At 65.8% G+C, this 23,887-nt stretch carries 23 protein-coding genes and 1 pseudogene; 16 read left to right on the top strand and 8 right to left on the bottom strand.

The annotated features are described in order from the left end of the window. Positions 1-6 precede the first annotated feature (6 nt). The 5 genes and pseudogenes from ACSQ12_RS16790 to ACSQ12_RS16770 all read left to right on the top strand — a co-directional run bounded on the left by ACSQ12_RS16790 (position 7) and on the right by ACSQ12_RS16770 (position 2,417). The gene (locus ACSQ12_RS16790) at positions 7-558 is read left to right on the top strand and encodes a GNAT family N-acetyltransferase (RefSeq protein WP_436066160.1); all 552 of its coding nucleotides are present in this window, start codon (positions 7-9) and stop codon (positions 556-558) included. Between the two features lie 121 nt (positions 559-679). Continuing rightward, on the top strand, positions 680-1,030 hold the full coding sequence (locus tag ACSQ12_RS16785) for an ArsR/SmtB family transcription factor (protein WP_436066159.1): 351 nt from the start codon (positions 680-682) through the stop codon (positions 1,028-1,030). Further along, positions 1,027-1,488, top strand: a pseudogene (locus ACSQ12_RS16780) (SRPBCC family protein); the annotation flags it as partial. The gene ACSQ12_RS16785 and the pseudogene ACSQ12_RS16780, both read left to right, overlap by 4 nt. A gap of 51 nt (positions 1,489-1,539) precedes the next feature. Next, positions 1,540-1,941 carry a VOC family protein gene (locus tag ACSQ12_RS16775; protein WP_436067018.1) on the top strand — a complete coding sequence of 134 codons (402 nt, stop codon included), beginning with the start codon at positions 1,540-1,542 and terminating at the stop codon, positions 1,939-1,941. Beyond that, complete coding sequence (locus ACSQ12_RS16770) at positions 1,938-2,417, top strand: mycothiol transferase (RefSeq protein WP_436066158.1); 480 nt, start codon at positions 1,938-1,940, stop codon at positions 2,415-2,417. The genes ACSQ12_RS16775 and ACSQ12_RS16770 overlap by 4 nt, the downstream gene beginning before the upstream one ends. Positions 2,418-2,453: 36 nt before the next feature. Here ACSQ12_RS16770 and ACSQ12_RS16765 read toward each other — a convergent pair whose 3' ends face one another. Next, positions 2,454-4,877, bottom strand: coding sequence for a hypothetical protein (locus ACSQ12_RS16765; RefSeq protein WP_436066157.1), 2,424 nt, complete (start codon positions 4,875-4,877; stop codon positions 2,454-2,456). Between the two features lie 36 nt (positions 4,878-4,913). Next, a complete protein-coding gene (locus ACSQ12_RS16760; protein WP_436066156.1) occupies positions 4,914-5,618 on the bottom strand; it encodes a peptidoglycan-binding protein in 705 nt (234 codons plus the stop codon). Between the two features lie 223 nt (positions 5,619-5,841). On the opposite strand from ACSQ12_RS16760, the gene ACSQ12_RS16755 reads away from it, so the two are divergent. Beyond that, positions 5,842-7,026 carry a metallophosphoesterase family protein gene (locus tag ACSQ12_RS16755; protein WP_436066155.1) on the top strand — a complete coding sequence of 395 codons (1,185 nt, stop codon included), beginning with the start codon at positions 5,842-5,844 and terminating at the stop codon, positions 7,024-7,026. A 148-nt stretch (positions 7,027-7,174) separates the two neighbouring features. Here the strand turns inward: ACSQ12_RS16755 and ACSQ12_RS16750 are convergent, their stop codons facing one another. Further along, the gene (locus ACSQ12_RS16750; protein WP_436066154.1) at positions 7,175-9,394 is read right to left on the bottom strand and encodes a S9 family peptidase; all 2,220 of its coding nucleotides are present in this window, start codon (positions 9,392-9,394) and stop codon (positions 7,175-7,177) included. A 374-nt stretch (positions 9,395-9,768) separates the two neighbouring features. Continuing rightward, positions 9,769-10,800, bottom strand: coding sequence for an arsenic resistance protein (locus ACSQ12_RS16745; protein ID WP_436066153.1), 1,032 nt, complete (start codon positions 10,798-10,800; stop codon positions 9,769-9,771). A gap of 162 nt (positions 10,801-10,962) precedes the next feature. On the opposite strand from ACSQ12_RS16745, the gene ACSQ12_RS16740 reads away from it, so the two are divergent. Further along, positions 10,963-11,322: a hypothetical protein gene (locus tag ACSQ12_RS16740; protein ID WP_436066152.1), complete on the top strand. Its 360-nt coding sequence runs from the start codon at positions 10,963-10,965 to the stop codon at positions 11,320-11,322. Between the two features lie 166 nt (positions 11,323-11,488). Here the strand turns inward: ACSQ12_RS16740 and ACSQ12_RS16735 are convergent, their stop codons facing one another. Both ACSQ12_RS16735 and ACSQ12_RS16730 read right to left on the bottom strand, forming a co-directional pair. Continuing rightward, complete coding sequence (locus tag ACSQ12_RS16735) at positions 11,489-12,622, bottom strand: LCP family protein (protein WP_436066151.1); 1,134 nt, start codon at positions 12,620-12,622, stop codon at positions 11,489-11,491. Positions 12,623-12,674: 52 nt separating this feature from the next. Next, positions 12,675-13,298 carry a low molecular weight phosphatase family protein gene (locus ACSQ12_RS16730; RefSeq protein WP_436066150.1) on the bottom strand — a complete coding sequence of 208 codons (624 nt, stop codon included), beginning with the start codon at positions 13,296-13,298 and terminating at the stop codon, positions 12,675-12,677. 248 nt (positions 13,299-13,546) lie between these two features. On the opposite strand from ACSQ12_RS16730, the gene ACSQ12_RS16725 reads away from it, so the two are divergent. Beyond that, positions 13,547-14,155 carry a hypothetical protein gene (locus ACSQ12_RS16725; protein ID WP_436066149.1) on the top strand — a complete coding sequence of 203 codons (609 nt, stop codon included), beginning with the start codon at positions 13,547-13,549 and terminating at the stop codon, positions 14,153-14,155. A gap of 139 nt (positions 14,156-14,294) precedes the next feature. Here ACSQ12_RS16725 and ACSQ12_RS16720 read toward each other — a convergent pair whose 3' ends face one another. Then, positions 14,295-16,010, bottom strand: a complete 1,716-nt coding sequence (locus ACSQ12_RS16720; RefSeq protein ID WP_436066148.1) for a DUF222 domain-containing protein — start codon at positions 16,008-16,010, stop codon at positions 14,295-14,297. Between the two features lie 272 nt (positions 16,011-16,282). On the opposite strand from ACSQ12_RS16720, the gene ACSQ12_RS16715 reads away from it, so the two are divergent. From ACSQ12_RS16715 to ACSQ12_RS16695, 5 genes are all read left to right on the top strand, one after another. Next, positions 16,283-16,828 carry a hypothetical protein gene (locus ACSQ12_RS16715; protein WP_436066147.1) on the top strand — a complete coding sequence of 182 codons (546 nt, stop codon included), beginning with the start codon at positions 16,283-16,285 and terminating at the stop codon, positions 16,826-16,828. Further along, complete coding sequence (locus ACSQ12_RS16710; protein WP_436066146.1) at positions 16,825-17,103, top strand: PqqD family protein; 279 nt, start codon at positions 16,825-16,827, stop codon at positions 17,101-17,103. Before ACSQ12_RS16715 ends, ACSQ12_RS16710 begins: the two co-directional genes overlap by 4 nt. 25 nt (positions 17,104-17,128) lie before the next feature. Further along, positions 17,129-18,391: a hypothetical protein gene (locus ACSQ12_RS16705; RefSeq protein ID WP_436066145.1), complete on the top strand. Its 1,263-nt coding sequence runs from the start codon at positions 17,129-17,131 to the stop codon at positions 18,389-18,391. A 103-nt stretch (positions 18,392-18,494) separates the two neighbouring features. Beyond that, positions 18,495-20,084, top strand: a complete 1,590-nt coding sequence (locus ACSQ12_RS16700) for a polysaccharide biosynthesis tyrosine autokinase (protein ID WP_436066144.1) — start codon at positions 18,495-18,497, stop codon at positions 20,082-20,084. Positions 20,085-20,092: 8 nt separating this feature from the next. Next, complete coding sequence (locus tag ACSQ12_RS16695) at positions 20,093-21,076, top strand: nucleotidyltransferase family protein (protein ID WP_436066143.1); 984 nt, start codon at positions 20,093-20,095, stop codon at positions 21,074-21,076. On the opposite strand, the gene ACSQ12_RS16690 is transcribed toward ACSQ12_RS16695, so the two are convergent. After that, positions 21,045-21,452, bottom strand: a complete 408-nt coding sequence (locus tag ACSQ12_RS16690) for a VOC family protein (RefSeq protein ID WP_436066142.1) — start codon at positions 21,450-21,452, stop codon at positions 21,045-21,047. The two genes, ACSQ12_RS16695 and ACSQ12_RS16690, sit on opposite strands and share 32 nt — an antisense overlap. 179 nt (positions 21,453-21,631) lie before the next feature. Here ACSQ12_RS16690 and paaA point away from each other — a divergent pair, with 179 nt between their 5' ends. From paaA to paaC, 3 genes are read left to right on the top strand one after another with little or no spacing between them, the layout of a single operon-like run. Then, positions 21,632-22,639: a 1,2-phenylacetyl-CoA epoxidase subunit PaaA gene (gene paaA / locus ACSQ12_RS16685; protein WP_436066141.1), complete on the top strand. Its 1,008-nt coding sequence runs from the start codon at positions 21,632-21,634 to the stop codon at positions 22,637-22,639. After that, on the top strand, positions 22,636-22,938 hold the full coding sequence (gene paaB / locus ACSQ12_RS16680) for a 1,2-phenylacetyl-CoA epoxidase subunit PaaB (protein ID WP_011693044.1): 303 nt from the start codon (positions 22,636-22,638) through the stop codon (positions 22,936-22,938). The genes paaA and paaB overlap by 4 nt, the downstream gene beginning before the upstream one ends. Next, positions 22,935-23,885 (top strand): 1,2-phenylacetyl-CoA epoxidase subunit PaaC, encoded by a 951-nt coding sequence (gene paaC / locus ACSQ12_RS16675; RefSeq protein ID WP_436066140.1) that lies wholly within the window; start codon positions 22,935-22,937, stop codon positions 23,883-23,885. The genes paaB and paaC overlap by 4 nt, the downstream gene beginning before the upstream one ends. The last annotated feature ends 2 nt before the right edge of the window (positions 23,886-23,887 follow it).

Genomic DNA, 23,887 nt, shown 5'->3' with positions numbered 1-23,887 from the left:
CAATCCATGCCGGACATCAGACTGCCCATCCGTACTGACCGACTGTTCCTGCGCCGCTTTGAAGCCGCGGACCTCGATGCCTTCCATGCCTACCACTCACTGCCCGGCACCGCACGGTTCCTGCCCGGGGATGCAAAGACCTACACGCAGTGCATGGAACGGGTGGGGAAGTACGCCAACTTTGTCTTCGACAAGGAGGGCGACTGGGTGGCGCTGGCCATCGAAGCCGCGGACTCGCCTGGCCTGATTGGCGAGGTGGTGCTCAAGTGGCTGCCGGGCTTCGGGCAGGCCGAGGTGGGCTGGAGCCTGGCGCCCGACGCGCGCGGCCACGGCTACGCCACCGAAGCGGCAGAGGCGGTGCTCAAGCTCGGCTTTGAGGGCCTGAACTTCCACCGGATCGACGCCAAGCTGGATGCACTGAACACGGCTTCGGCTGCCATCTGCGAGCGGCTGGGCATGCGCCTCGAGGCCAAGCACGTGGACAAGTGGCGGTACAAAGGCGAATGGGCCACGGAAGTTGTCTACGCCATGCTCCGTGACGAATGGGCCGCGCGGTAAGACTGTCAATCTGAGGTGGGTCTCCAGACCTTGGGGGCTGCAGTCCCCTCGGTGCCCGGTAGCACAGGCAACCCCCAAGGGTCTTGTATTTACGTCAATGCGTAATTAGGCTCGTGCGCAAATGGACGAACTGAGTAAGGTCTTCTTTGCCTTGGCGGATCCGACTCGTCGTGCTTTGCTGGCGCAATTGCAGCAGGGCGACGCGACGGTTACCGAACTAGCCGCCCCGCACTCAATCAGCGTGCCCTCCGTATCACGCCACCTGAAAGTGCTCGAGCAGGCCGGGCTGATCACTAAATCCAGATCTGCCCAGTGGAGGAACTGCCGTCTCCAGCCTGCGCCCCTTCAGCAGGTTGAGGAATGGATGCGCCCGTACCGCGACTTCTTGGGCACGCGATTGGAGCGCCTGGGCGCTCAGCTCGCCATGACACCCGATCGACCCGATGAGCTCACAGAACCGGAGGACAGATGATGACCGACTACCCGACGCAGGATCGAAGCTTCACCCTGACCCGCATTTTGGCCGCCTCGCGGCATGCCGTGTTCACAGCGTGGACCGACCCTGAGCACCTGGCCTGGTTCTACAATCCCGACATGCCCACGCCGGCCACAGCCATTGAGGTGGACCTTCGCGTTGGGGGAACGTGGAAGCAGCAGATGATCGTCGATAAAGACCTCAGCTACCCCACTGGGGGAATCTACCTGGAGATCGTTCCCGACGAACGACTCGTCTTCCGCTGGGGAGCAGCCGGAGGCTGGCCCGAACTCGACGGCGAGAACGAACTGACCGCTCCTGTTGTCACGGTGCAGCTGAACGACCTGGGCACGGAGACGGAGCTCGTTCTCACGGTTCAGTTCTCTGAGCATCTCGACATCGAAGAGGTGCAAAAGCTCATGCTGGGCGGCACTCAGGAGGGCTGGGGCGCTACCATCAACCGGGTCAAGGACAGCACCGCCATAACCACAGGGACCAATGGGCGCATGGCCGGGCCCCAGATCTATGTCTTCTTTCCGGGAACGGCGCGGCAAGCCTTGAACTTTTACGCGGATGTCTTCGGCGGTGAGCTTTCCCTGCACACGTACGAGAACTTTGGCAGGAGCGACGGCCCACCAGAAGCCGTAGCTCATGGAGTGCTCAACGGCGTCGTTGCTTTGGCAGGATCGGACGCAGCCGAAGGCCAAACAACGGTCCGGCTCGAAGGCATGATGCTCTCGCTGCTGGGAACCGCCGAACCGGCAGTCCTCCATGAGTGGTTCGATAAACTCTCCGTCGGCGGGTCCGTGCTCGATCCACTCTCGCCCAAGCCGTGGGGCGCCTCCGATGGCCAAGTCATTGATCGCCATGGGCTTCACTGGCTTGTCGGATACGAGCCTGCGGCATGAGCGACGTCCAATTGCATGCTCAGCTGGCGGGTGAGCGAAGACATGTTCTTCGAACAGTCGACGGCCTCGAGAACGATGCGATGCAACGAGCTTTGGTTCCCTCAGGCTGGACAATGACCCGGCTGCTCAACCACCTGGCCTTCGACGACGAGATGTTCTGGATATCGGCCGTTCTCGGCGGCGATGACAGAGCGATTGCCGAACTTCGCAACGGTTGGGTTTCCGAACCGATGACCGGTTCCGAGGCCATCAACATCTACAAGCGTGAAATCGCTCGAAGTGATGAAGTCCTTGCGGAGATCGATTTGGATGCCCCTCCCCGGTGGTGGCCTCCAACCAGCGTGTTCGACGCACCACCGATGTCCGACGGGCGTGAGGTCCTGTTTCGCGTGCTCGCTGAAACGTCCGTCCACGCGGGCCACCTCGACATCGTCCGGGAGCTTATCGACGGACACCAGAACCTCGTAGTGGGCTAATTCGGATTTTTGGGCGGCTCGGGCGGCAACCCACGCTTAACCGCCCGTCGACGTAGGCGCAGGAGTCGCCGGGGCCGATTCCGTCGGGCCGACCGTTGGTGCGACGGTCGGTTCCGCCGTCGGAGCGGGGTTCTCCGTGGCCGCACCTCCGGTGACGGGGGTGGTGGGAGTCGGATCCGCCGTCGTCGTTCCTGCGGGGACCGTTGGCGTCGTGACGCCGGGAGAGGGCGCCTGGCTGGATCCGGGCGTCGGGGTAGCCGTGGTGCCCGGCGTGGGTGAAGTCCTGGTGGCGCTCGGGTCGTTCTGGACGATGTCCATGACCTGCGCCTTGAACGCGTTGAGGCGTTCCTGGATTTCGGACAGCGGAACGTTTTGCAGGTTCCGCCCGAACTCGGCAATCTCGGCCCACAGCGCGTTCAGCCGGTCCATGCCGTCCTCGCTCAGCGGCCCGTCGAGAGTGAGCACCAGCTGGTTGGCCAGCGCGTAAGTGAGGCACCGGACGCAGTTGTAGTTCGCGGCTGCGGAAAGATTCTCCGGAACAATCACGTCCGCCTGGCCCACGATCAGCACCACCTGGAAGCCCACGGCCACCGCTGCGCAATCGGAGCAGCTGGCAAAGGCGTATGCCTCGTTGGTGGTGTCTACCGTGTCGCCGTCCTCGGCCCAGACCAGCGCGAACGCGACGTCGTACACCACGGTGCCGTCCTGCGTGTTGACCGCCAGCGCCTGGTTGTCGCCCTCTTCGGGCGCGGCAGGCTGGTTGAAAGGAAATACCCACGACGGCGGCGCGGCGGCACCGCCGTCGGCAGCCCGGCCGCCGGTGGCAGCAGAATCCGTACGGGGCACCATCACCATGCTCAGTTGTGGCTGTTCCCGTGTGGGCTTTGCTGCGCCCGCGGGCCACAACGCGACAGTCTTCCCGGCCCGGCCTTCCCGAAGCGTCGAGGACGACGACGTGGGGAACACCGCCGTCGTCACGTCGGCCAGGGTGCCGCGCTCGTACGGCTGCACCGGCCGGTACGTGTCTGCTCCGGGCCACCACGCCCAGGCCAGGCCGGCGGTCACAGCGGCGACGGCGGCCATCGCGACCCCGCGCTGGATGGCCTTGCCGCGGGTCTTCTGCCAGAGTCCCGTGGTCAGCTGACGGACCAGGCGCAGCAGGACGTAGAAGATGCCCACCACGGGAAGCGCGACGGCGGCGATCGCCAGGGCGCGCACCGCGGCGCCGGCGATGTCCCCGGCAGCGAGGCTTTCGGTCAGCTGGGACTGCTGTTTCAGCACGCTTGCCCACGCCGTGCCCAGGAGCCGCGGCAGTGAGATCACCATCATGGCCAGACTGAACAGCAGCAACGGTACGGTGACCAGCACCCAGGTGGTTACCACGGCCCGGGCCCATGGCTTGAGCACCTGGGCCTCCGGAGCCGTCCGGCGCCACGGCAGAAGCCCCAACAGGGTCGGCTTGATGCGCTGGAAGAGGTCCGGAACCCCGGTGGCGTCGGCCAGGATGTGGTAGCCGTCGAATCTGACAAGGGGGAGGAGCTGCCGGACCATCTGCAGAATCTGGGTGACAACCACCAGCAGCAGCGCATCGAAGCCGGTGGCCCACCAGATGCCCATGATGGCCACGGCCACGATTGCATTGAAATACAGTCCGCCGAGGTCCGTGCGAATCCGGCCGCCGCGGCCGAGCCGGTAGGAGTCGGTGACGTCGGTGAAGAAAGCGGGCCAGATCAGATAGAGGCCGGCGCCCATCGCTCCCGGCGTGGCACCGCCGCGGCGTGCGGCGGCGGCGTGGCCGAACTCGTGGAAGCCGGCGGACAAAACGGTGACGGCCAGGACCAGCAACACCATCGCCGGGTTGGCGAAGGCGTCGTGCGTGGCGGAGCCGAGTCCCTTGACCATCAGCACCCACCAGCAGGAAGCCAGGAACGCTGCGCACACAGCCACAACGATGAGCGGATTGAAGAGCACTGCAAACGGAGCAGTAAGTTTCCGGGTGCGGTCCGGATCGGTCACGGTGTACCGGAAGCGCATGCCCAGCAGCGGATCGGCTTTCTTGACCTCGGGCTGCGAACCGTCGGCCAGCCGGAGCAGTCCCAGGGGCAGCAGCTGCGAGCTGATCAGCGTGCGGACATTGTCCGGGCTGACCAGCCTGCCGAAGCGGGCGCTGGCATGCTCTGCAACCTCGTCGACGCTGCGGTTGCCGTCGATCGCCTCGAGTACCAAGTACAACAGGCGGGTGAGCTGGATGGCCTGCCCGTCGGCACGCCGGACCAGCGAGGGCGGCTCGCGGTAGCCGGAGCCCTGTGTTTCGCCGATCAGCTCGATGCCGTCGGCCCGGAAGGGAACGTCGGGCAAATCAACAGCGGGCCCGGAGTCTTCCGGCTGGCGTCCGGCGCTGGGCGCGGAAGAGGCCGGCGGGCCGTCCAGCCTGGACGGCCCGCCGTGCACTGTGCTCATTAAGGAGTGCTCATCATTGACGTCGGTTTCCGGACTCTACTGCCGGAGGTCGGACTGCTGATCGGCGGAGGCGGTGGCTTCGCCGTCGATGTGCTGGCTGATGATGGCGTCCTGCTGGGCCACGGCGAACGCGTCGCTGTCGATGGATCCGATGTTGGCGGCCACGGCCGCGTCGATCGGTGCGGCCACGTTGGCATTGGCCGCAACCGCGCCGTTGATCGGGGCGGCGATGTCCGCATCGGCGGCAAGGTCAACGTTCACGTTCAGGAGGTCACCGTCCAGGGCTGCAGAGGGATCCACCGGCAAGGCGCCGACGTCGGACGTTGAGCCCTCGGGCAGGGTGCCGTCGGCGGTTCCGTCAGCGGTGGTTCCGTCAGTAGCACCGCCGTCGGTGGAATCGGCGCCCGTGCTTTCGGGCGCCTGGTCAATGGTGCTGTCCTGGGTGGAATCCGCCGTGGCGTCAGCGTTGATCCCCTGATCGATGATCACGCCCTGGTCTGCGAGGGCTTGGGACTCGGACCCGTAGGAGAGGATGTTTGCGGAGGCTGCCGCGTCGATCGGGGCCGCCACGTTGGCGTTGGCTGCCACGGCAAGGTCGATGGGTGCTGCAGCGTTGATGCCCAGGTCAAGGTCGGCGTTCAGGTCCAGGACGGAGGCCACTTCCTTGTCGGGAAGCGCGGTGCCGCCCTGTGCCATCAGTTCTTCGTCGGAAAGCGGGGTCAAACCCTGTTCAGTGCTCACGAATAACTCCAGTTCCGGCACGGTTTCTGCTGCCCCCAGTGAGCAGTTTCTACATCGATGTGCCTAATGCCAGTCAATAGTAAGCATGATGATCATATTTTGGTACGCACCGGCCGTTCACTGCGCGTTTCAGGGCGGGCCGCTTCCCTCTCCTACTGTCTGGACATAACGGCGGCCCGGAACTGCGGCCGCCTCTGTGCAGCACCAGCAGCGAGAGGTCTCAATGAACACCAGTATCAACCAGCCCAGACTCAGCAGGAGAGCGGCACTGGCTGCTGCCGGAACGCTTGGAGCGCTGGGAATCACCGTGGCCGCAGCTACCGGCAGCCAGGCGGCGCCGGGTGTGAAGGCGCCAAAGCCAAGCCTCCTCTTCCGCCCGGACGGCACGTTCAAGATTGTCCAGTTCAACGACACCCAGGACGACGAGCAGACGGACCGTCGCACGATCGAACTCATGAACCGGACCCTGGAAGCCGAAAAGCCGGACTTTGTGGTGATCAACGGAGATGTGATCAACGGCGGCTGCGACTCGGAACTTGAGGTCAAGCAGGCACTCAACCACGTAGTTCAGCCCATGGAAAGCCGGCAGATCCCGTGGGCCGTGACGTTCGGCAACCACGACGAAGATTCAGTGCAGCGAACGGGTATGACCGAAGCCAAAATGCTTCAGTTCCTGCAGAGCTACGAGTTCAATGTGAACGCTGATTCCGACCAGGAGCTCACCGGCACCTCCAACTCGCAGCTGCTGGTGCAGTCCTCGCGGTCCAAGGCTCCGGCCTTTGGGCTGTGGCTCATCGACACCGGCCGCTACGCTCCGGACACCATCAACGGCCAGGACTTCGAGGGCTACCCGGACTGGGACTGGGTACGCATGGATCAGGTGAGCTGGTATCGGAATCTGTCCATCGCAACCGAGCAGAAATACGGGAAGAAAGTACCGTCGCTCATGTGGGGCCACATCGCGCTTCATGAGCATCGCAACATGTGGTTCTCCAGCCTTGATTCACGAACGGACGCTGATCACGCCCGGGCACTCACGAAGCACAGCATCGTGGGGGAGCGCAACGAAGATGAATGCCCCGGACCCATCAACTCCGGCCTGTTCAACGCTTTCCTGGAACGCGGGGACGTGCTCGGATACTTTGTGGGGCACGATCACGTCAACACCTACATGGGTAACTACTACGGTGTTCAGCTGGGCTACGCCCCGGGGACGGGATTCGGCGCCTATGGACTGCCCGGCGCCGACCGTAACCGTCTGCGCGGCGCACGTGTCTTTGAGCTGGACGAGAACCACCCGGGAATCTACAAGAACACCCGGCTCGTTTTCGCGAAGGATTTCGGCATCGACCTGACGGCCAATGACCAGCCCATCGTTCCGCTCCCGTTGGGGCCGGCGCAGCGGTAACCCTGTGGTTGGGCCGGCACGCTCATCCATGTGACGATTTTGGCCGCTATGCACCCCGCATAGCGGCCAAAATCGGCAAATCGCCGGGGTTCGGCAGGCCCAGCGGGGTTTCGGCAGGCCCCGCACCCAGCCAGGCAGGAACAACCCGCTACTTAACCCCGACCCCCGGCAGCAGTTCCGTCGCGCCCACGGAGTCGGCCACGAAGGCGTAGTCCCAGGCCCGTTCGCGCCACTGGACGTACCGGCCGGACGCTCCGCCGTGGCCGCCGTCCATCTCGATCTTCATGACGATCGGCTCCGCCCCGGTGGTTTCAGAGCGCAGCGCCTGCACCCACTTGGCCGGCTCCACGTACAGCACGCGGGTGTCGTTGAACGAGGTCACCGCGGCGATCTTCGGGTACGGCAGGGGCCCAACGTTCTCGTACGGCGTGTAGGACTTCATGTAGGCGTACACCTCGGGGTCCGTGATCGGGTTGCCCCATTCCTCCCATTCCAGGGCGGACAGCGGCAGCTCCGGATCCAGGATGGTGGTGAGTGCGTCCACGAACGGCACGGCCGCAACAATGGCCGCGAACTTTCCCGGGGCCAGGTTGGCTACGGCGCCCATCAGCAGCCCGCCCGCGGAGCCGCCCATCGCCGCAATCCGCGTGGGATCAACCCACCCGGAAGAAGCCAGCCAGTCCGTGGCTGCGATGAAGTCCGTGAACGTGTTCTTCTTGTGGAGCTTCTTGCCGTCCTCGTACCAGTGCCGGCCCAGCTCGCCGCCGCCGCGGATGTGCGCGATCACGAACACGATCCCGCGGTCCAGCAGGGACAGCCGCGGGATGCCGAAGCCGGGGTCCATGCTCAGCTCGTAGGAGCCGTAGCCGTACACGAGCCCGGCCGCGGAGGAATCGCGGGAAACCGACGCGTGCCGCAGCACCGAAAGCGGAATACGGGTGCCGTCGGCCGCCGTCGCCCATTCACGGGTGGCCACGTAGTCGGAGGGGGAGTAGCCGCCCAGCACCGGGCTCTCCTTGCGGAGCAACAGTTCGCCAGCCGGCGAAGCAGCAGTGGGAAGCACGAAGTCGTACACGCGCGACGGCGTGAAGTAGGACGTGTAGCCCATCCGGATCACGGGGGCCTCGTAGTCGGAGCCCGCGACGCCGGCGGTGTACAGCTCCTCGTCGAACGCCGGTTCCACCGGATCGCCCTGCGCGGGCGTGCCCAGCCCGGCCAGGGCCAGGACCTGGACGCGCTCGATGGTGTCCTTGCGGACGGACACAATCAGGTGGGTGGAGGTGACGCTCGCGCCGTTGACGCGCACCTGGTCGGAATGTTCGACGACGGTCGTCCACTGCTGCTCGGACAGCGGCTTGGCGAGCTCGGCCGCGTCCACCAGGGACACCATGGAGTTGATGGCGTTCCGGTTGTGCGTCACCAGGATCTTCTCAGTGCCATCAAGAAGGAACGGCTCGGCCTCATAGAGGACGCGTTCGTCGCGGGAGATCACGGTGCTGAGTCCGGCGTCGTAATCGTCAAAGCGGAGCAGCCGCGTCTCGCTGTACTCGGAGCATCCGATGCTCAGCACGAGGTGGCGACGGTCGGAGGAGAGGTCGAAGCCCAGCCACATGGCGACGTCGTCCTCCTGGTAAATCACCTCATCGTCGGTGACCGGCGTGCCCAGCACGTGCGACTTCACCTGGTAGGGGCGCCAGGCGTCGTCCACCACTGTGTAGAACAGGCGCGTGCCGTCGGGGGAGAAGGAGACGCCGTAGAAGATGTTCTCGATGACGTCCGGCAGCATCTCGCCGGTGCGCAGGTCCTTGAATCGCAGCGTGAAGCGTTCGTCGCCGGCGTTGTCCACGGCGTAGGCGTAGAGGTTGCCGTCCACGGTCACGGCCGTGCCGCCCACGGCGAAGAACGGTTTGCCTTCGGCTTCGACGTTGCAGTCCAGGAGGACTTCTTCACCGGGAAGTTCGACGCCGGCCTCCACCGCCGGGGGCGTCCAGTCGGCCACCGGGTCCCCGGTGTTTTGGGCTTTGACCCGGCACTGGATGCCGTATTCCTTGCCTTCGACGGAGCGGGTGTAGTACCACCAGCCGTCCTTGCGGTTCGGGACAGACAAGTCTGTCTCCTGAGTGCGTCCCTTGATTTCCTGGAAGATGGCTTCGCGCAGCGGTTCCTGGTGGGCGGTGACCGCCTCCTGGTAGGCGTTCTCCGCCTTGAGGTGCTCCACCACGTCCGCGGAGTCCTTGGCACGCAGCCATTCGTAGTTGTCCACGAAGGTGTCGCCGTGGTGGGTCCGTTCGAACGGGACCTTCCTGGCTACGGGGGCGGCGGCCGCAGGGGTGTTGTCGGCTGGGTGCTGCACTGGAGTCTGGGTCATTGACTCAATATATAAAGCTATGCCGCCAGAGGGCATACGCGTTCGCTACCGGGGGATAGAGTGGTCCGCTTATGCCCTGCGTAGCGCGTTGCACAGCGCGTTACTTCAACAACTTAAAGACAAGTAGTGGCCACTCACGCACAGGATGTTGACGGTAAATAGTCTTTAGGAGTCGGTCGGCGGAGGACCTGGTCCCCCTGGGAACTCCCGCCAGTCCGATAACTGGCCCGGACAACGATCCGGATCACGTTGAGCTGGGCCGGCGGTGACAAGCCTTCTGAGACCGAGGCTTCCCCAGGCGCCGCCGGCCCTTAGCTCACGTGAAGTGTCTCAGCCTCACGAGGAGTGTTTCAGCCCGTACCGAATGCCAGGAGCTAGCGCCGGAGCCGCGAATCGGCAGGCACCAGCCTTGGCAGGAAGCGCACGTAGGCCAGCATGCCAAGGAGTTCCACCAGGGTCTGAGTGACCACCACCAGCGCGGCGAGGGCCAGCGGTTCCGGAAGCGCGAGGGCCAGGGGAAGCACCACCAGCGAATTGCGCGTCGCGCCGCTGAACACCACAGCCAGGGTTGCGCGGGCGTCCAGTCGGGCCGGCCTGGCCGCCAGCAGGCCCAGCGGAACCATGACCAGCAGGAACGCGGCGTAGAGCGGCACCACCGCCAGCAGCGAACCCAACTCCTGGCGCACGCCCGCGATTTGCGAGCCCACCACCACGGCCAGCGTTGCCATCATGAGCGGGACCATCAGCCCCTGCATCGCTGCCATTACTTTGCGCCCGACGGCGGCACGTCCGACGACGGGAGGGTCGCCTTCCCTGCCACGCGCCAGCCGCGCGAGCCACTGTGTCAGCGCCGCCAGGGCCAGCGGGACAACAATGAGCCCCACCAGGGCCTGCACGAACGGTGCTGGGTCGATCACGAACACCAGCTCCGGGCCCACGAACAGCAGGAGGTACAGCGGGAGCAGGAGCATCTGGGCGAGCATCAGCACCGGTGCCGCAGCGAGCAGCCGGTCGCTGGCTCCGCCGGCGAGGCCGCTGAACACAATCACGTAGTCGATGCACGGGGTCAGGAGCACCAGCAGCACGCCCACCAGCAGTGCCTGGTCCCCGGCGACGAAGCGGCTCAGCCCGAACACCACCACCGGCACCACGGCGAAGTTGAGCACCAGGACCGTGGCCATGAACCGCACGTCGCGCACAGCCCGGCCCAGCGACGCGAACGGGATCCCCAGGAAGGTGGCGTAGAGCAGCAGCCCCAGCACCGGATTGATGGCCAGTTCCATGGCTGCGGCTGTCCCGGGAGCCAGGAAACCCGCGGCTCCGCCGGCAATGATCGCGGCAAGATACAGGCCGATCTGGCGGCGTTCCAGCCAAGCCACAAGCGTCCTGTTCCTCACCGGCTCCATCGTAGGCGACCCATTACCCCACGGCGCAGCCGGGTTCAACGCCCCTTGCCGTTCATAACGCCACCCGGTCCGCATGTGACGCGGAGTGTTGCGTAGGTCACATCCGCTCCATAGGCTGATGGCGGTCGCAGCGTCGCGGCCATGCAGGAATAGGGGAAACACTTGAACGACAAACTCAAGGTTTTAGTACGGCTCGACCTCGATTGCGGAGAGGCAGAAGTAGCAGCGCAGGGCCATGTGACGGCCAAAAGCATCCAGGCACTGTATGTGGTTGTGAAGAGGGCAAATCATTTGAAGGAAGGACTCCACCTGGTGGTGGATGTGAGCCACGCACGTGTTGAGCCGGCTGCAATGGAGCAGCTGCAGGCATGTTCGGAATCCCATCACCTGCCGGAGTCCATTGATCCGCTGCAGTCGGAATGCAACATCAGCGTTTTGGCTCCAATGGACTTGACGCCCGCGCGGGCCGGTACCCACCCGGCAGCCAGGGCGAGGAACCGGGCCATGAGTCTCGCCGCCTAAGCGGCAGGCGTACAACGGCACAAGCACCACGGGACTAGCACCACGGCAGAAGTACGACGGCGGAACCTCGCCACCCTGCCCCACTCACCAGCATCTCCCCACCCACCAGCCAGCTGTGTAGGCACGTAATCGCCTGCAGTTGTTCTTGTGCGTGGTGGACGAGCCCTCAGTTCCCGTTTTGGAAGCCGTTGGCCGCCACATAGTCGGCCAGGGTACCGCTGGCGAGTGCTGCGGACACGGCGCCAATCGCGGCTGGATTCTGGAGGACGATGGACTGCCCGTCGGTGCTGGTGCCGAAGCCGCCGTCGGGCAGCCGGAAGAAGATGGCGTCCTCGGGCCCCACGTCGCGCAGGCTGTAGCCCAGCCGTGCCATGGTTTCCACGGTGAGGCCCGGGCTGACAGTCCAGTGCGGCCGCACGGCGTTCACCACGTCCAGCACCGTCTGGGGGTTGGTGAGGGTGCCGGCGCTCATGAACTTGCTGATGACGGCTTTGAGGAACGTCTGCTGGTTGCGGATGCGCTGGAAGTCGCCGTCGGCAAAGGCGTAGCGCTCGCGGACGAACTCCAAGGCCTGCCCGCCGGTGAGGTGGTTGATGCCCGCCGGAAAGTTCTGGCGGGTGTCGTGGGTGGACTGGAAGGGCACGGTGACGTTCACGTCCACGCCGCCCAGGGCGTCGGTGGCAGCCCACAGCCCGGGGAAGCTCACCATCACGGCGTGGTCGATGTGCGTGTTGAACACCGACTCAACAGTCCGGACCATCAGCGGTATGCCGCCCAGTTCCAGTCCGGCGTTGATCTTGGATTCGCCGTAGCCGGGGATGTTCACCCACATGTCGCGCATGATCGAGATGCCGTAGATCTTTTGCCGGTCGGCGGGGATATGGATGAGCATCAGGACGTCGCCGCGCTGATCGGCCGGTGTTCCGGCGGCGGCCTGGGCCTCTTCCGCCCGCGAGTCGCCGCGGCTGTCGCTGCCGATGATCAGGACGTTCATGGCCACGTTTGGCGGTTCAGGTGCCGGCGGCGGGGCGGGTGCGGGGGCTGGAGGTGGCTCGGACGGTGACGGGGTGGCGGTGCCGGCCTCCGCCGTCGTCATTCCGCTGGCGGTGGGACCGGGCTGTCCGCCGCGTCCCAACTGTGAGAAGGCGTAGGCGGTGCTGCCCAGGGCGACCACCAGGACCATCGCCAGGACCGCTTTGAGCCAGGTGGGCTGCCGGCGCAGCCAGGCGGGGAGCCATGCGAGATTTCCCTGCGACGGCTTGCTTTCAGCCGCTCCGTCCGGATCAGACTGGTTGTCCATAACCGGACGCTACCACCGCTGATGAGGAAAAGGACGACGCCGAAAGTCCTGTTTATGCGGGCGTGTTGAGCCGGGCGTAGCGGAGGATGGTGAGGATGGCGGGGGCCAGCTCGTCTTCCATCTGGCGGTACACCTCGGGACCCCGCTTGTAGGGGTCGATCACTTCGTTGTCCGCGCTGTCCGCGGCCAGGGCGAGGTGCCGGACGGAGGCGAGGCGGGCGGGCAGGCCGCGCCACATCGCACCGGCGTCGGACGCCTTTTCGACGGGTGCCGTGCCGGTGGCTTCGCCTGCGGCGTCGCGTTCTTCGAGGGCTTCCAGCATGCGCGCAAATTCGCGGATGGTGAAGGTGCGCTTGAGCAGGGAGGCGTCCAGCTGCAGCACCTCGCCGCGGTGCTTGGAGGTCATGGTCAGCACGATGTCCGTGTCCCGGAGGATCTTCGGGTTCAGCTGCCGGGCGGCGAAACCCTGGTCCGTGCCGCCGTACATGTTCACGATGTCGGCAGAGAGCGGCTGGATGGGGCTGCCCACCATGGCGCGGGTGCCGGCGCTCCGTACTTCGAAGCCGCCGGGCAGGACCTGGTCCAGGCCGGCCTGCAGCAGGCGTTCGGCCACGGGGGAGCGGCAGATGTTTCCCGTGCAGACTGTGAGGATCCGAACGGGCGTTGGCGATTCCACGGTGAGGGCTCTTTCCGGAGTTGCTGTCAGATCGGTGCGATCCCTGATCTTCAACTTAACATGCAGGTGGTTCCTGTCCGGGGGCAAACCGCCAAGGAGAACCGGCAGATCTTGATCGAATCTTGCCGGTCGATTGCGGGAATCTAAAGGCCCAGCAGGCACAGTGGGGTCAGCCGGTGAAGAACACGGCCACAGCAGCTGGGCGGCCCGGCGGGGGAGGCCCAACCGAATGCTACGGGGGGACGAAGATGTCAGAGATCGCCTATCGCACAAAGGAACACGCCGGAGTCAACCGCCGAACCCGGGGGTGGGGCGGCGCACGGCCCCTGCAGGCTCCCGCTGCCCCTGTTCCCGCAGGGCGGATCCCGGCCATGCAGGTTTCGGCCACGGCTCCGGCGGCGGCCACGCAGGCGTCGGCTGTGTTCAATTCGGGTATTCGGCCCGTTCCTTCGACCTCGCATCCCCATGGGACCGCCCATCTCCGCCCTGCCGTCAAGGTGCCCGTCCGGCTCAGCCTGGCCGGACTCGGAGCCGCCACCGGTTCCGTGAGCGTGCACATGAACGTCAGCCCGGTCACGCCGGTTACCGGTGACGTGTCGATGTCGTTTTCATATGTGGATCTTGCGACGGTGTCCCTCCCGCTGACGCTGAAGCGAGCGGGCAATACGTTCACCGCTGCCTTCACCTGCGTTGTGGCAGCGGGTTCAGCGCAGCTGGACTTCGATTTCGGCGGCCACAGCTACCGTGGCAGGAACACCGACCGCGGGGACTTCCTGATGACCACCGAAGTTACTTTCCAGGAGCACGGCAAGCAGGCGCCGACAGTTCTGGCTACCAGCGCCCTGATCCACCTGTAGCCCGCCGTTGTAGCCGTGATCCACCTGTAGCCGTGACCCCCTGTGTAGGGCCCATGACGAAGGTCTGCGGGTAAGGCGGCAGTCACTCAGGCTTCTCTGCCGGCGTCCGTGCTGAGCCCGCCATTAAGTGCGCGAACTATCAGCATCTGAAGTAGTTGTTCCGTCTGGGTTTTTGGCGTGGGTCGATGTGGGGTGGCGGGATGAACCACGGAACCCCGGTTTTGACCTGGATCTGCCACTGTTCCTTGTGGATCAGGTGGTGGTGATGGGAGCAAAGCAACGTGCCGTTCTCGGTGCTGGTGGTTCCGCCGTGTGACCAGTAAGTGATGTGGTGGGCTTCGCACCAGGGCGCGGGGATGGTGCAGCCCGGGAACGCGCAGCCCTGGTCGCGGGCGGTGATGGCTTTGCGGATGTGGGGCGGGAAGATCCTGGTGGTCCGGCCGATGTCCAGGACGCGGCCCTGGCTGCCGAGGAGGACGGGGATGATGTCGGCGTCGCAGGCGATCTTGCGGACCGTGGCGGCCGTGACGGGCCCGGTGAACGTCAACGAGCCCGTACCGGGGATGCCTCCGGTGCCGGTTGGCCTGTCGCTGTTGTGGTCGAGCCGGTCGAGCCGGTCGAGGCGGTCCAGGAGGTCGCGGTAGTCGATGGTGACCATGACCTGGGGACGCAGACCGCCGGCTGCGGGGAGGTTTCCGGTGGCGAGTGTGGTTTTGGCGGCGCCGACGAGGCCGTCCAGGAGCTGCTGGGGCCGGGTCCGCCGGTCCAGATCCTGTTCGCCTGGTTGGGTGCGGGGGTTGGTGGCGGTGTTCATCACGGTCAGGAGGGGTTCGTACTGGTCCGGGGTGGCGAAGAATTCCACGTGGTGCAGTCCGCGGCGGGGTTTCCGGATGAAGACGCCCTGCCGGTGCCGGAGCTCCTCCTCGGAGGGTTCGCTGCCGTCCTGCTCGGCCGCCTCAACCAGTTGCCGGGCGACGCGGGCGACGAAATCGGTGTCCTGTTCGGCCGCGGTGCGGGTCAGGGTGTGTTCCATCCGGGCCATGGTGTCCGCGGGGGCGTGATGCCGGACCCGGTCCAGGGCGAGGGTGATGATCGTCGCGGAACGGGACGCGACGGTCCCGGACGCGACGGCCGCGGCGAGCACGGGACGTTCCGGTGGTTGGGGGTGGCCGGTGATCCCGGCCCGGGGCAGCAATGCCTCGGCCAGGGCGAGCCGGCGGCGGGCTTCCCCGGCACCGATCCGCAGTCTCATACGCAGGAACTCGGTGGTGTTCCGGCATCCGTCATCGGCCGGATCCGGATTGTTGGTCTTCGGCGGTCCGGGGCTTGGAACGGGATCCGCGGCCGTCTCGACTTGGCCGTTCACCGTTTCATTGGCCTGCGTCCCGGTCGCCCAGCCGATCGGCCCATGCACAGCCGTCTCGTTGCCCCACCCGGTGGTCCAGCCAACCCCAGCACCCGAGCCCGCGCCAGGCCGCGCAGCAGCACTGGCCTCGCGCCGCGACCGGTCTACCGCCCCCGCCGCGACCACCTGAAGGTATTCCAGCATCCGGGAGGCTTCCTCGACGTTGGCGGCGAAGTCAGCCGCCTCCCGGAAACCCAACACCGCAACGTCCGCGACCGCCGTCGAACTAAACGCCGCCAGCAGCGCGAGGCACCGGGACAGCTCACCGGAACCACCGCCGTCGAACGTTATCGGTGACAGCTTGCCGTCGGCCTCCGGTCGGCTGCCGATGAGGTCAGTCGGCGGCACGGCTCGTAGGGTCCGTTTCGGCGTCGCCGGTTCGAAAGGCGCGTCGGAAATCCGCCCTAGGCGCAGGGCCTGGTTCGGGGCGAATTCTCCAACGGCTTCCATGGGATAACTCTGCCAAAGGGGTCCGACATTTAAGCCCGCTGCTCTGCGGCGCAACCCCCGAAAGCCGTGGCCAGCCCTGGCAACGGCGAAATCTCACATCCGCCCTAACGCTCAAGTCCCGATGCACAGAAAACCTTGACCGAATCTTGCAAGACGGTTGCGTGAACCTTTCGCGTCGTTCGGGAAAGTGGGTGCAACCGGCGGAAACGCGGTGAAAGCATCTGGCCGGTCCATGAGGGCTGGCCCCAGTCGAAATCTATGTGGGGGCGCAATTGTCTGAGGTTCTGAACGCAGAGGTCACGAGCAGCGAAGAGGGCGGGTTCAGCCGTCGCAGGGTTGTAAAAGGTGTGGCCTGGTCAGTGCCCGTTATCGTGACGGCCATCGCGGCTCCAGCCGCAGCGGCGTCGGGCGGTGCGACCGTTACGGTCCTGGGTGCCGGTTCAGCAATTACCTTCGTCGGAGGGGGCAAGGGCGGCAACGGTCCCACGGGCTTCCGGGTTGATAACGCGGTTGGGGCCATCAGCGGAAGCGTGACAATTACGCCCGTGGGTACGGTTCACGCCAAAATCGGCATACAGCAGCCCGCATCTGGTGAATTCCAAGCAACGACGTTCAACGGGTACGAGTCCACGACTTTGTTCACACATGCAGCCGGATCACAGGTGGTTTTTCCCGTCACTTTTACGGCCGCAGAGGATACTACGCCGACGACAAAACCCAAGCCCAACGACGTGTACAACTACGTGGCGACAGTTGCGGTTACGGTCTCGGGTTTGACCGTCCAAACGCAGACCAACCTGTCCATCAGGTTCAAATGATCTACCACCACTCCACCCACGTCGCCGAAGTCCGCACCGAGTCAACAAACCGCGTTGCTTTGCTCCACTTGGACGCAAAACAACCCGTGGTCCTCGAAGGCACGGCAGCAACAATTTGGGAACTGATCGACGGCCGTCGCGACCAGTCGGAAGTCATCGCCGAGCTGGAAGCCGCCTTCGAGGACGCAGCGGGTGAGCTGGCGCCTCAGGTTGAGGCCTTCCTGGCCAACCTCGAGGCCCAGCGCCTCATCGAAACCGCAGCCAGCGCAAACTAACACCGGCAGGACTGATGGGGGAGTCATGAAAGGCGAGGACAAAGAGCTCGGAGCCAATTCGCCGCTCGGCTGGGACTTCCCCGGCGAATGGACCTTCGAGGACGTCAAGGGCGTCGGCGAACTCCTGAGCGTCGACGTCCTGGGCACCCAGTTCGCCATCCGCTGGGGCCGCTCGGTCACTCCTGAGCAGCAGCACAGCATGCGCTCGGCGTGGTCGCGCTGTGCCAGAACCGGGGCCGGCCTGATCCCGCCGCTCGCCAAGGAGCCCACGGAATCCCTTCCGTTCTCCGCTTCCGTTTCGTATTTGTCATTAATGCACGACGGCGGGACGTTCGCCCTGCAGGCGGCCTCCTTTGAGGAGCTGGCTGAGAACCTCACCTCCCGGATCACGGTCGCGGCCATCCTGGAGAACGCCGGGGAGTTCATGATGCTCCATGCCTGCGGCGTCGCGGACCCCGCCACCGGCGCAGTGGTGGCGCTCGTAGCCAAGTCCGGAACGGGGAAAACCACCGCCGCTTCGGTGCTGGCCGGGACGTACGGGTATGTCACGGACGAAACGGTCGCCATCGGGCCCGACGGTTCGGTGCTGCCCTACCCCAAGCCGCTGTCCGTGAAGCAGGCGCCCGGTTCACCCAAGCATCAGGTGGGTCCGGATGAACTCGGCCTCCAGCCGACACCGCGCAAGCCCTTCATCCAGTCCATCGTCCTGCTGAACCGGATTGAACCGGGCGAAAGCACAGACCAACACCCAACCCTCCGCCGCCTCCCACTGGCGGACGCCTTGCTCGCGCTCATTCCGGACTCGTCCTCACAGGCCGAGATCGATGAGCCGCTGCAGTCGCTGTGCCGGCTGATCGACCGTGTGGGCGGGGTGTGGCAGGTGACGTATTCCGAGGCCGCGGACCTGCCCCGGGTCCTGGAACCACTGTTCAAAAAGCAGCGCCGCTCCAAGCCCGCGTGGGAAGCCCGCCCAGCGGCAGGAACAGCGGCAGGAACAGCAGCGGGACCAGAAGCAACAGAAATCCCGGACGGCTGGATCCGTCGGGTGGAACCCCTGGATGCCGTGGCCGTCGACGGCGACCTGCTGGTGATGCTGGAGTCCGAGATCGTGCGGCTGAGCGGGATCGGGCCGGCCATCTGGGAGGCAACAGCCAGCGCAGTTCCGCTGGACCAGTTGGCAGAACACGTAGGCGAGGTGCACGGCCGGCCGGAGGACTACCGGGCCGCCGTCGCCGCAGCCACGGGGCAGCTCATCGCGAAATCAGTCCTGGAGCAGGGCGGCGAATAACGCAGGGCGGCGAACAGCCGCCACCGCGCGGGGGACCACCCGGCGCAGTAACCCGGCCACGAAGACCGGGCAAAAGAAGCTTACAAACGTGGAAGGAACCACCATGAGCGTCAACATTGTGGCCGGCGCAGAAGCACCTGCCGGCCTGGACCTGGCCGACTACCTTCGGGTGGTGCGGGTGTACTGGAAGGCAATCGTCGCCTTCACCCTGCTGGCCACGTTGACGGCGTTCGGCTGGACCGTCCTGCAGCCCAAGATCTACTCGTCCGATTCCAGCGGCATCGTGGTCACGCCCGGCTCGGACAACGTGAGCCTTTCCCTGGCCGGGGACAGCCTGGCCAAGGCAAAGGTCAAGAACTACGAGTCCGTGGCCAAGTCCCGTCTCGTGGCCGACCGGGTCATCGCGTCCCTGGAACTAAAAACCACCGCAGATGCGCTGCTCGGCACCATCAGCGTGAAGGTTCCGCTGGATACCGCCGAGATCCGGGTGACGGCCCAGTCGCCCGATCCGGCAACCGCCCAGCGCGTCGCGGACGCGTGGGTCAACGGCCTCGCCGCCCAGGTGGAAGCGATCGAAACAGCCACACCAGGAACAGCAACGCCCGACGCCGGCACCTCGCCGGACGCTGCCACCGCACCAGCTGCGACGGCCTCCGCCGTCAGGATCCTCCCGCTGGGCAAGGCGGTCCTGCCCACCAGTCCGGTGTCCCCGAACGTCAAGCTCACGCTGGCGCTCGGTGCACTCATCGGCCTGGCCCTCGGCGTGGCCTATGCGCTGGTCCGCCGGCACCTGGACCGGCGCATCCGCAATGCCGCCGAAATCGAACGGCTCTTCGACGTCCCGGTGATCGGCACCCTCCCCGTGGACCACCGCCTGGACGAGAAGAGCACCATCCTGGACGCAGGCTCCGCAGCCCAACTGCACGACGCCGGCGGGGCCATGGCCGAGGCCCTCAGGGAACTGCGCACCAACCTCAGCTTCCTGGACGTGGACCAGCCGCCGCGGATCATCGTGGTCACCAGCTCCATGCAGGCCGAAGGCAAGTCCACCGTCACCGCCAACCTGGCGGTCACCATGGCGGCCGCCGGCGAGAACGTGGTAGTGGTCGACGGCGACCTCCGCCGCCCCACGCTGGTGGACGTTTTCAACCTGGTTCCGGGAGTCGGGGTCACCGATGTGCTCACCGGCACCGCTGAACTGGAGGATGTCCTCCAGCCGTGGGGCGCACTGCCGAATCTCTCAGTGCTGGGTTCCGGCCGCATTCCGCCAAACCCCAGCGAGCTGCTGGGGTCCAAGGCCATGAAGAACATGCTCAACGCCCTGGCTGAGAATGCGATCGTGCTGATCGACGCCCCGCCGCTGCTGCCGGTCACGGATGCTGCGGTTCTCTCCCGCGTGGCGGACGGTGCCATCGTGGTGATCCGGACGGGCCGGACCACCCAGGAGCAGCTGGGCCAGTCCCTCGGCAACCTGGAAAAGGTGAAGGGCCGCATCCTGGGTGCGGTGCTGAACTACGTGCCCACCAAGGGCACGGACGCCTACTCCTACTACGGGACGTACACCTCGGCGTCTGAACCCTCGGACCTCCCGGAGTTCGCGCACACGGACGCCATGGCGCACGAATCCCAGTGGGACACCGAACACGAAGACGTCCTGGAACCCGCCGCGGCCGGCCGCCGCGCTCGGGCCTAGGCCCCGCCATGCAGAACCCGGCCATGCAGGACCAGGCCATGCAGAACCCGGCCATGCGGAGCCAGGCCCCGGAGAACCCGTCTGACGAAACGCAGCTGAGCATTCCCGAAGGCGTGCTCCTGGGCCATGCCCTGGTGCAGCGGGTGGCGGACAGCCTGGGCATCCGGGCGTTATTCATCAAGGGGCCGGCCAGCGTGGTTCAGGGCCTGCGGCTACCCAAGATGTCCGTGGACGTAGACGTCTTTGTGCCCCCGGCGGACCTGGAACCGCTGCTCGCAGGCCTGCGGGCGCGGGGCTGGCGGGGCCGTCCCGTGGACCCGGACAGCAGGACTTTCCCGAAGCACTCCGTCACGATCGATCATCCCGAATGGCCCTGCTGCATCGATGTCCACTTCCGGTTCCCCGGCATGGAACTGGACCCCGCTGACTGCTTCGAGGTGATGTGGGCGCACACGGAGGCCCTTGAACTTGCAGGGCAGGAGGTGCGGGTCCCGTCAAAGGCGCTGGGAATCCTCATTCTTGCCCTGCATGCCCTTCGCTCGCCCCACCTGCCGGCGTGCCAGCAGGAGCTCGACTTCCTGGCGGGCCTCACGGAACGGGAACAGCTCACCGCCACCATCCTGGAGATCTCGGCGGCCACCGGCTCCCTGGCAGCCATGCGGCCCTTCCTCGAGGAACGCATCCCGCCGGAGATGGGGACGGAGATGGAGTGGCCCCAACCGTCCACGGAATGGCGCAACCGGCTGCTGTCCAAGGAGCCGGGAAGTGCCCGGATCATCGCGATTGCCCAAGCTCCGCTGCGGGACAAGCCAAAGATGCTGTTCCGCGCGATCTTCCCGGCTCGGGAAGTGCACCTGTCACGAAACATTTATGCGGACATGTCCCTCCGCGGCCGCCTCGGTCAGCACAGGGCCCGCTGGGCCCGATTCCTACGCTCGCTACCAAAGACAGTGAAAGACCTCAGCCAACTCCGCCGGGTTCGTAGCCGATAAGCCAGTGAAGTCCGTGCCGGTCGAGCACCTGGCCGTCGGATGCACCCCACGGCTTGGGGCCGAGTGGATCCACCACCTGGCCGCCGGCTGCGAGCTTATCGAACCACTCGTGGAGGGTCTCAGGTTCGGCGGTCCCCAGCAACGAGAGCATCAGGCCTTCGAACCGGACCGTCTTCCCGTCCGCTGGCGCATCCGATCCGGCCAGGGCCACGGTGCCGCTGAGGACTCCATGGGCGATGTGATCCGGCGGGCCGTCGCTGCTACCGAAGTCCGCCTTGGTGTACAGCGATAGCTCTCCACCAAAGACGTCACGGTAGAAGGTGAGTGCTTCGCGCGCCGTGCCGGGGAAACTGACATAGATCTGCGGGGCCGTCATGTCCACAGCATACACACGCGGATTTCGTGGCCGGTGTCACGCGCGCCCTCCGCCGGCGGCTGCGTTCGCGCCCCGAAGCTACCCCACCAAACACCGCATGTGCTTGACGCATCTCCCGGCTTCCGCATATCCTGAACGAACGGTCGGTAATTATTTATCGGATATGCATAGGAGCAACCATGGCATCGCAGACCCTGCAGTCAGTGCCCGCTGATCTGACACCTGAACAGCTGGAAGAAGCAGCCCGGCACGAGGCAGAAGGTCAGGCGTACTTTGACCGCGTCATGGCGGAGGACTCGCGCATCGAGCCCCGCGACTGGATGCCGGCTGCCTACCGCAAGACCCTCATCCGGCAGATCTCCCAGCACGCCCACTCGGAGATCATCGGCATGCAGCCGGAAGCCAACTGGATTTCCCGCGCCCCCAGCCTGAAGCGCAAGGCCATCCTGATGGCCAAGGTGCAGGACGAAGCAGGCCACGGCCTGTACCTGTACTCGGCCGCCGAGACCCTCGGCCAGCCGCGCGACCAGATGATGCAGGACCTGATGGACGGCAAGGCCAAGTACTCCTCCATCTTCAACTACCCCGCCCGGACCTGGGCGGACATGGGCGCCATCGGCTGGATGGTGGACGGCGCCGCGATCGCCAACCAGGTTCCGTTGTGCCGCGCGTCCTTCGGCCCTTACGGCCGGGCCATGGTTCGCGTCTGCAAGGAGGAGTCCTTCCACCAGCGCCAGGGCTTCGAGATCCTGCTGGAACTCTCCCACGGCACCCCGGAGCAGAAGCAGATGGCCCAGGATGCCGTGAACCGCTGGTACGCCCCGGCCCTGATGATGTTCGGCCCGCCGGATGACGATTCACCCAACTCCAAGCAGTCCATGGCCTGGAACATCAAGCGCTTCAGCAATGACGAGCTCCGCAACCGCTTCGTCGGCATGATGATGGAGCAGGTCAAGGTCCTGGATCTCACCCTCCCGGACAAGGACATCCGTTTCAACGAGGAAACCAAGAAGTGGGAGCACGGCCCGCTGGACTGGGACGAGTTCCACGAAGTCCTGAAGGGCCGCGGCCCCTGCAACGCCCAGCGCCTGGAACGGCGCCGCGAAGCACACGAGAACGGTACCTGGGTGCGCGAAGCTGCCGCAGCGTACGCCCGCAAGCAAGCAGAGAAGGAATCCGCAGCATGAGCCCCGAAACCCCCGCCGGCAACGTCTGGCCTATCTGGGAAGTCTTTGTCCGCTCCAGCCGCGGCCTGTCCCACGTGCACGCAGGGTCCTTGCACGCGCCGGACGCAGCGATGGCGCTGCGCAACGCCCGCGACCTGTACACCCGCCGCAACGAGGGCGTGTCCATCTGGGTTGTCCCCGCGGAGGCCATCGCCTCCAGCGATCCGGACGCCAAGGGCGCCTTCTTCGAATCGCCCCAGGGCAAGGACTACCGGCACGCGACGTACTACACCAAGAGCGAGGGCGTGAAGCACCTGTGAGCACCTCACCTGAGACTGCGGCCACCGCAGAAGCAACGCACGACGGCGGCCACGGCGACATCTCCGTTGGCGTCGCCACCGCCGGCACCAGCGGAGACGCCACCGCCAGCGCCACGCGCATCACGCCGGGCAACGCCCTCCGCCCGGAGGACATCGCGCTCGCCGTCAGTCGCGGCACCGCCAAGCCCACCGAGGACGTGGCTGAGTTCGCGCTGCGCCTGGGCGACGACGCCTTGATCCTGGCCCAGCGCCTGGGCCACTGGATCTCCCGCGCCCCCGAGCTGGAAGAGGACATCGCCCTGGGCAACATCGCCCTGGACCAGCTGGGCCACGCCCGTTCCTTCCTCAGCTACGCAGGCGGAGCCCTCGGAGGGGACGGAACAGCCAAGAGCGAGGACGATCTTGCCTACTTCCGCTCCGAGGACGAATTCCGCTCCGTCGAGCTCTTCGAGCAGCCCAACGGGGACTTCGCCGTCACCATCGCCCGGCAGTTCGTGGTGAGCTACTACCAGTTCGAGCTCTACAGCCGGCTGACCAAGTCCACGGACGCCACCCTGGCCGGCATCGCCGCCAAGGCCGTCAAGGAAGTGGACTACCACCGGGACCACAGCGCCCAGTGGGTGCTGCGCCTGGCCCTCGGCACGGACGAATCCCGCCGCAGGATGATCCACGGCTTCAAGGTCATCTGGCCCTACGTGGACGAACTGTTCCGCGACGACGACCTCACCGCCCGCCTCGCAGCGGCGGGTGCCGCCGTCGAACCTTCCAGCTTGCGCGCGGAGTTTGACCGGCTCACCGGCGAGGTCCTGGCCGAGGCCGAACTCGAGTTTCCGCAGGTTCCGGCCGCGCTCGGCGGCGGACGCCAAGGCAGGCACTCCGAGCACCTGGGCTACATGCTGGCCGAGATGCAGGTGCTGGCCCGCCAGCACCCCGGAGCGAGCTGGTAGCC

The organism is Arthrobacter sp. LjRoot14 (genome assembly GCF_964253905.1).
GTDB lineage: Bacteria > Actinomycetota > Actinomycetes > Actinomycetales > Micrococcaceae > Arthrobacter.
This window is presented reverse-complemented; position numbering and strand designations above follow the sequence as displayed.

What these genes read in the sequence shown, in the direction of transcription:
- ACSQ12_RS16725 (WP_436066149.1), top strand. Translation starts at nt 13,547, where the DNA reads ATGTCAGAGATCGCCTATCGCACAAAGGAACACGCCGGAGTCAACCGC.
- ACSQ12_RS16775 (WP_436067018.1), top strand. Translation starts at nt 1,540, where the DNA reads ATGGCCGGGCCCCAGATCTATGTCTTCTTTCCGGGAACGGCGCGGCAA.
- ACSQ12_RS16750 (WP_436066154.1), bottom strand. Translation starts at nt 9,394, where the DNA reads ATGACCCAGACTCCAGTGCAGCACCCAGCCGACAACACCCCTGCGGCC.
- paaB (WP_011693044.1), top strand. Translation starts at nt 22,636, where the DNA reads ATGAGCCCCGAAACCCCCGCCGGCAACGTCTGGCCTATCTGGGAAGTC.
- ACSQ12_RS16785 (WP_436066159.1), top strand. Translation starts at nt 680, where the DNA reads ATGGACGAACTGAGTAAGGTCTTCTTTGCCTTGGCGGATCCGACTCGT.
- ACSQ12_RS16770 (WP_436066158.1), top strand. Translation starts at nt 1,938, where the DNA reads ATGAGCGACGTCCAATTGCATGCTCAGCTGGCGGGTGAGCGAAGACAT.
- ACSQ12_RS16765 (WP_436066157.1), bottom strand. Translation starts at nt 4,877, where the DNA reads ATGAGCACAGTGCACGGCGGGCCGTCCAGGCTGGACGGCCCGCCGGCC.
- ACSQ12_RS16735 (WP_436066151.1), bottom strand. Translation starts at nt 12,622, where the DNA reads ATGGACAACCAGTCTGATCCGGACGGAGCGGCTGAAAGCAAGCCGTCG.
- ACSQ12_RS16710 (WP_436066146.1), top strand. Translation starts at nt 16,825, where the DNA reads ATGATCTACCACCACTCCACCCACGTCGCCGAAGTCCGCACCGAGTCA.
- ACSQ12_RS16695 (WP_436066143.1), top strand. Translation starts at nt 20,093, where the DNA reads ATGCAGAACCCGGCCATGCAGGACCAGGCCATGCAGAACCCGGCCATG.
- paaA (WP_436066141.1), top strand. Translation starts at nt 21,632, where the DNA reads ATGGCATCGCAGACCCTGCAGTCAGTGCCCGCTGATCTGACACCTGAA.
- ACSQ12_RS16745 (WP_436066153.1), bottom strand. Translation starts at nt 10,800, where the DNA reads ATGGAGCCGGTGAGGAACAGGACGCTTGTGGCTTGGCTGGAACGCCGC.
- ACSQ12_RS16700 (WP_436066144.1), top strand. Translation starts at nt 18,495, where the DNA reads ATGAGCGTCAACATTGTGGCCGGCGCAGAAGCACCTGCCGGCCTGGAC.
- ACSQ12_RS16705 (WP_436066145.1), top strand. Translation starts at nt 17,129, where the DNA reads ATGAAAGGCGAGGACAAAGAGCTCGGAGCCAATTCGCCGCTCGGCTGG.
- ACSQ12_RS16720 (WP_436066148.1), bottom strand. Translation starts at nt 16,010, where the DNA reads ATGGAAGCCGTTGGAGAATTCGCCCCGAACCAGGCCCTGCGCCTAGGG.
- ACSQ12_RS16690 (WP_436066142.1), bottom strand. Translation starts at nt 21,452, where the DNA reads ATGACGGCCCCGCAGATCTATGTCAGTTTCCCCGGCACGGCGCGCGAA.
- ACSQ12_RS16755 (WP_436066155.1), top strand. Translation starts at nt 5,842, where the DNA reads ATGAACACCAGTATCAACCAGCCCAGACTCAGCAGGAGAGCGGCACTG.
- ACSQ12_RS16790 (WP_436066160.1), top strand. Translation starts at nt 7, where the DNA reads ATGCCGGACATCAGACTGCCCATCCGTACTGACCGACTGTTCCTGCGC.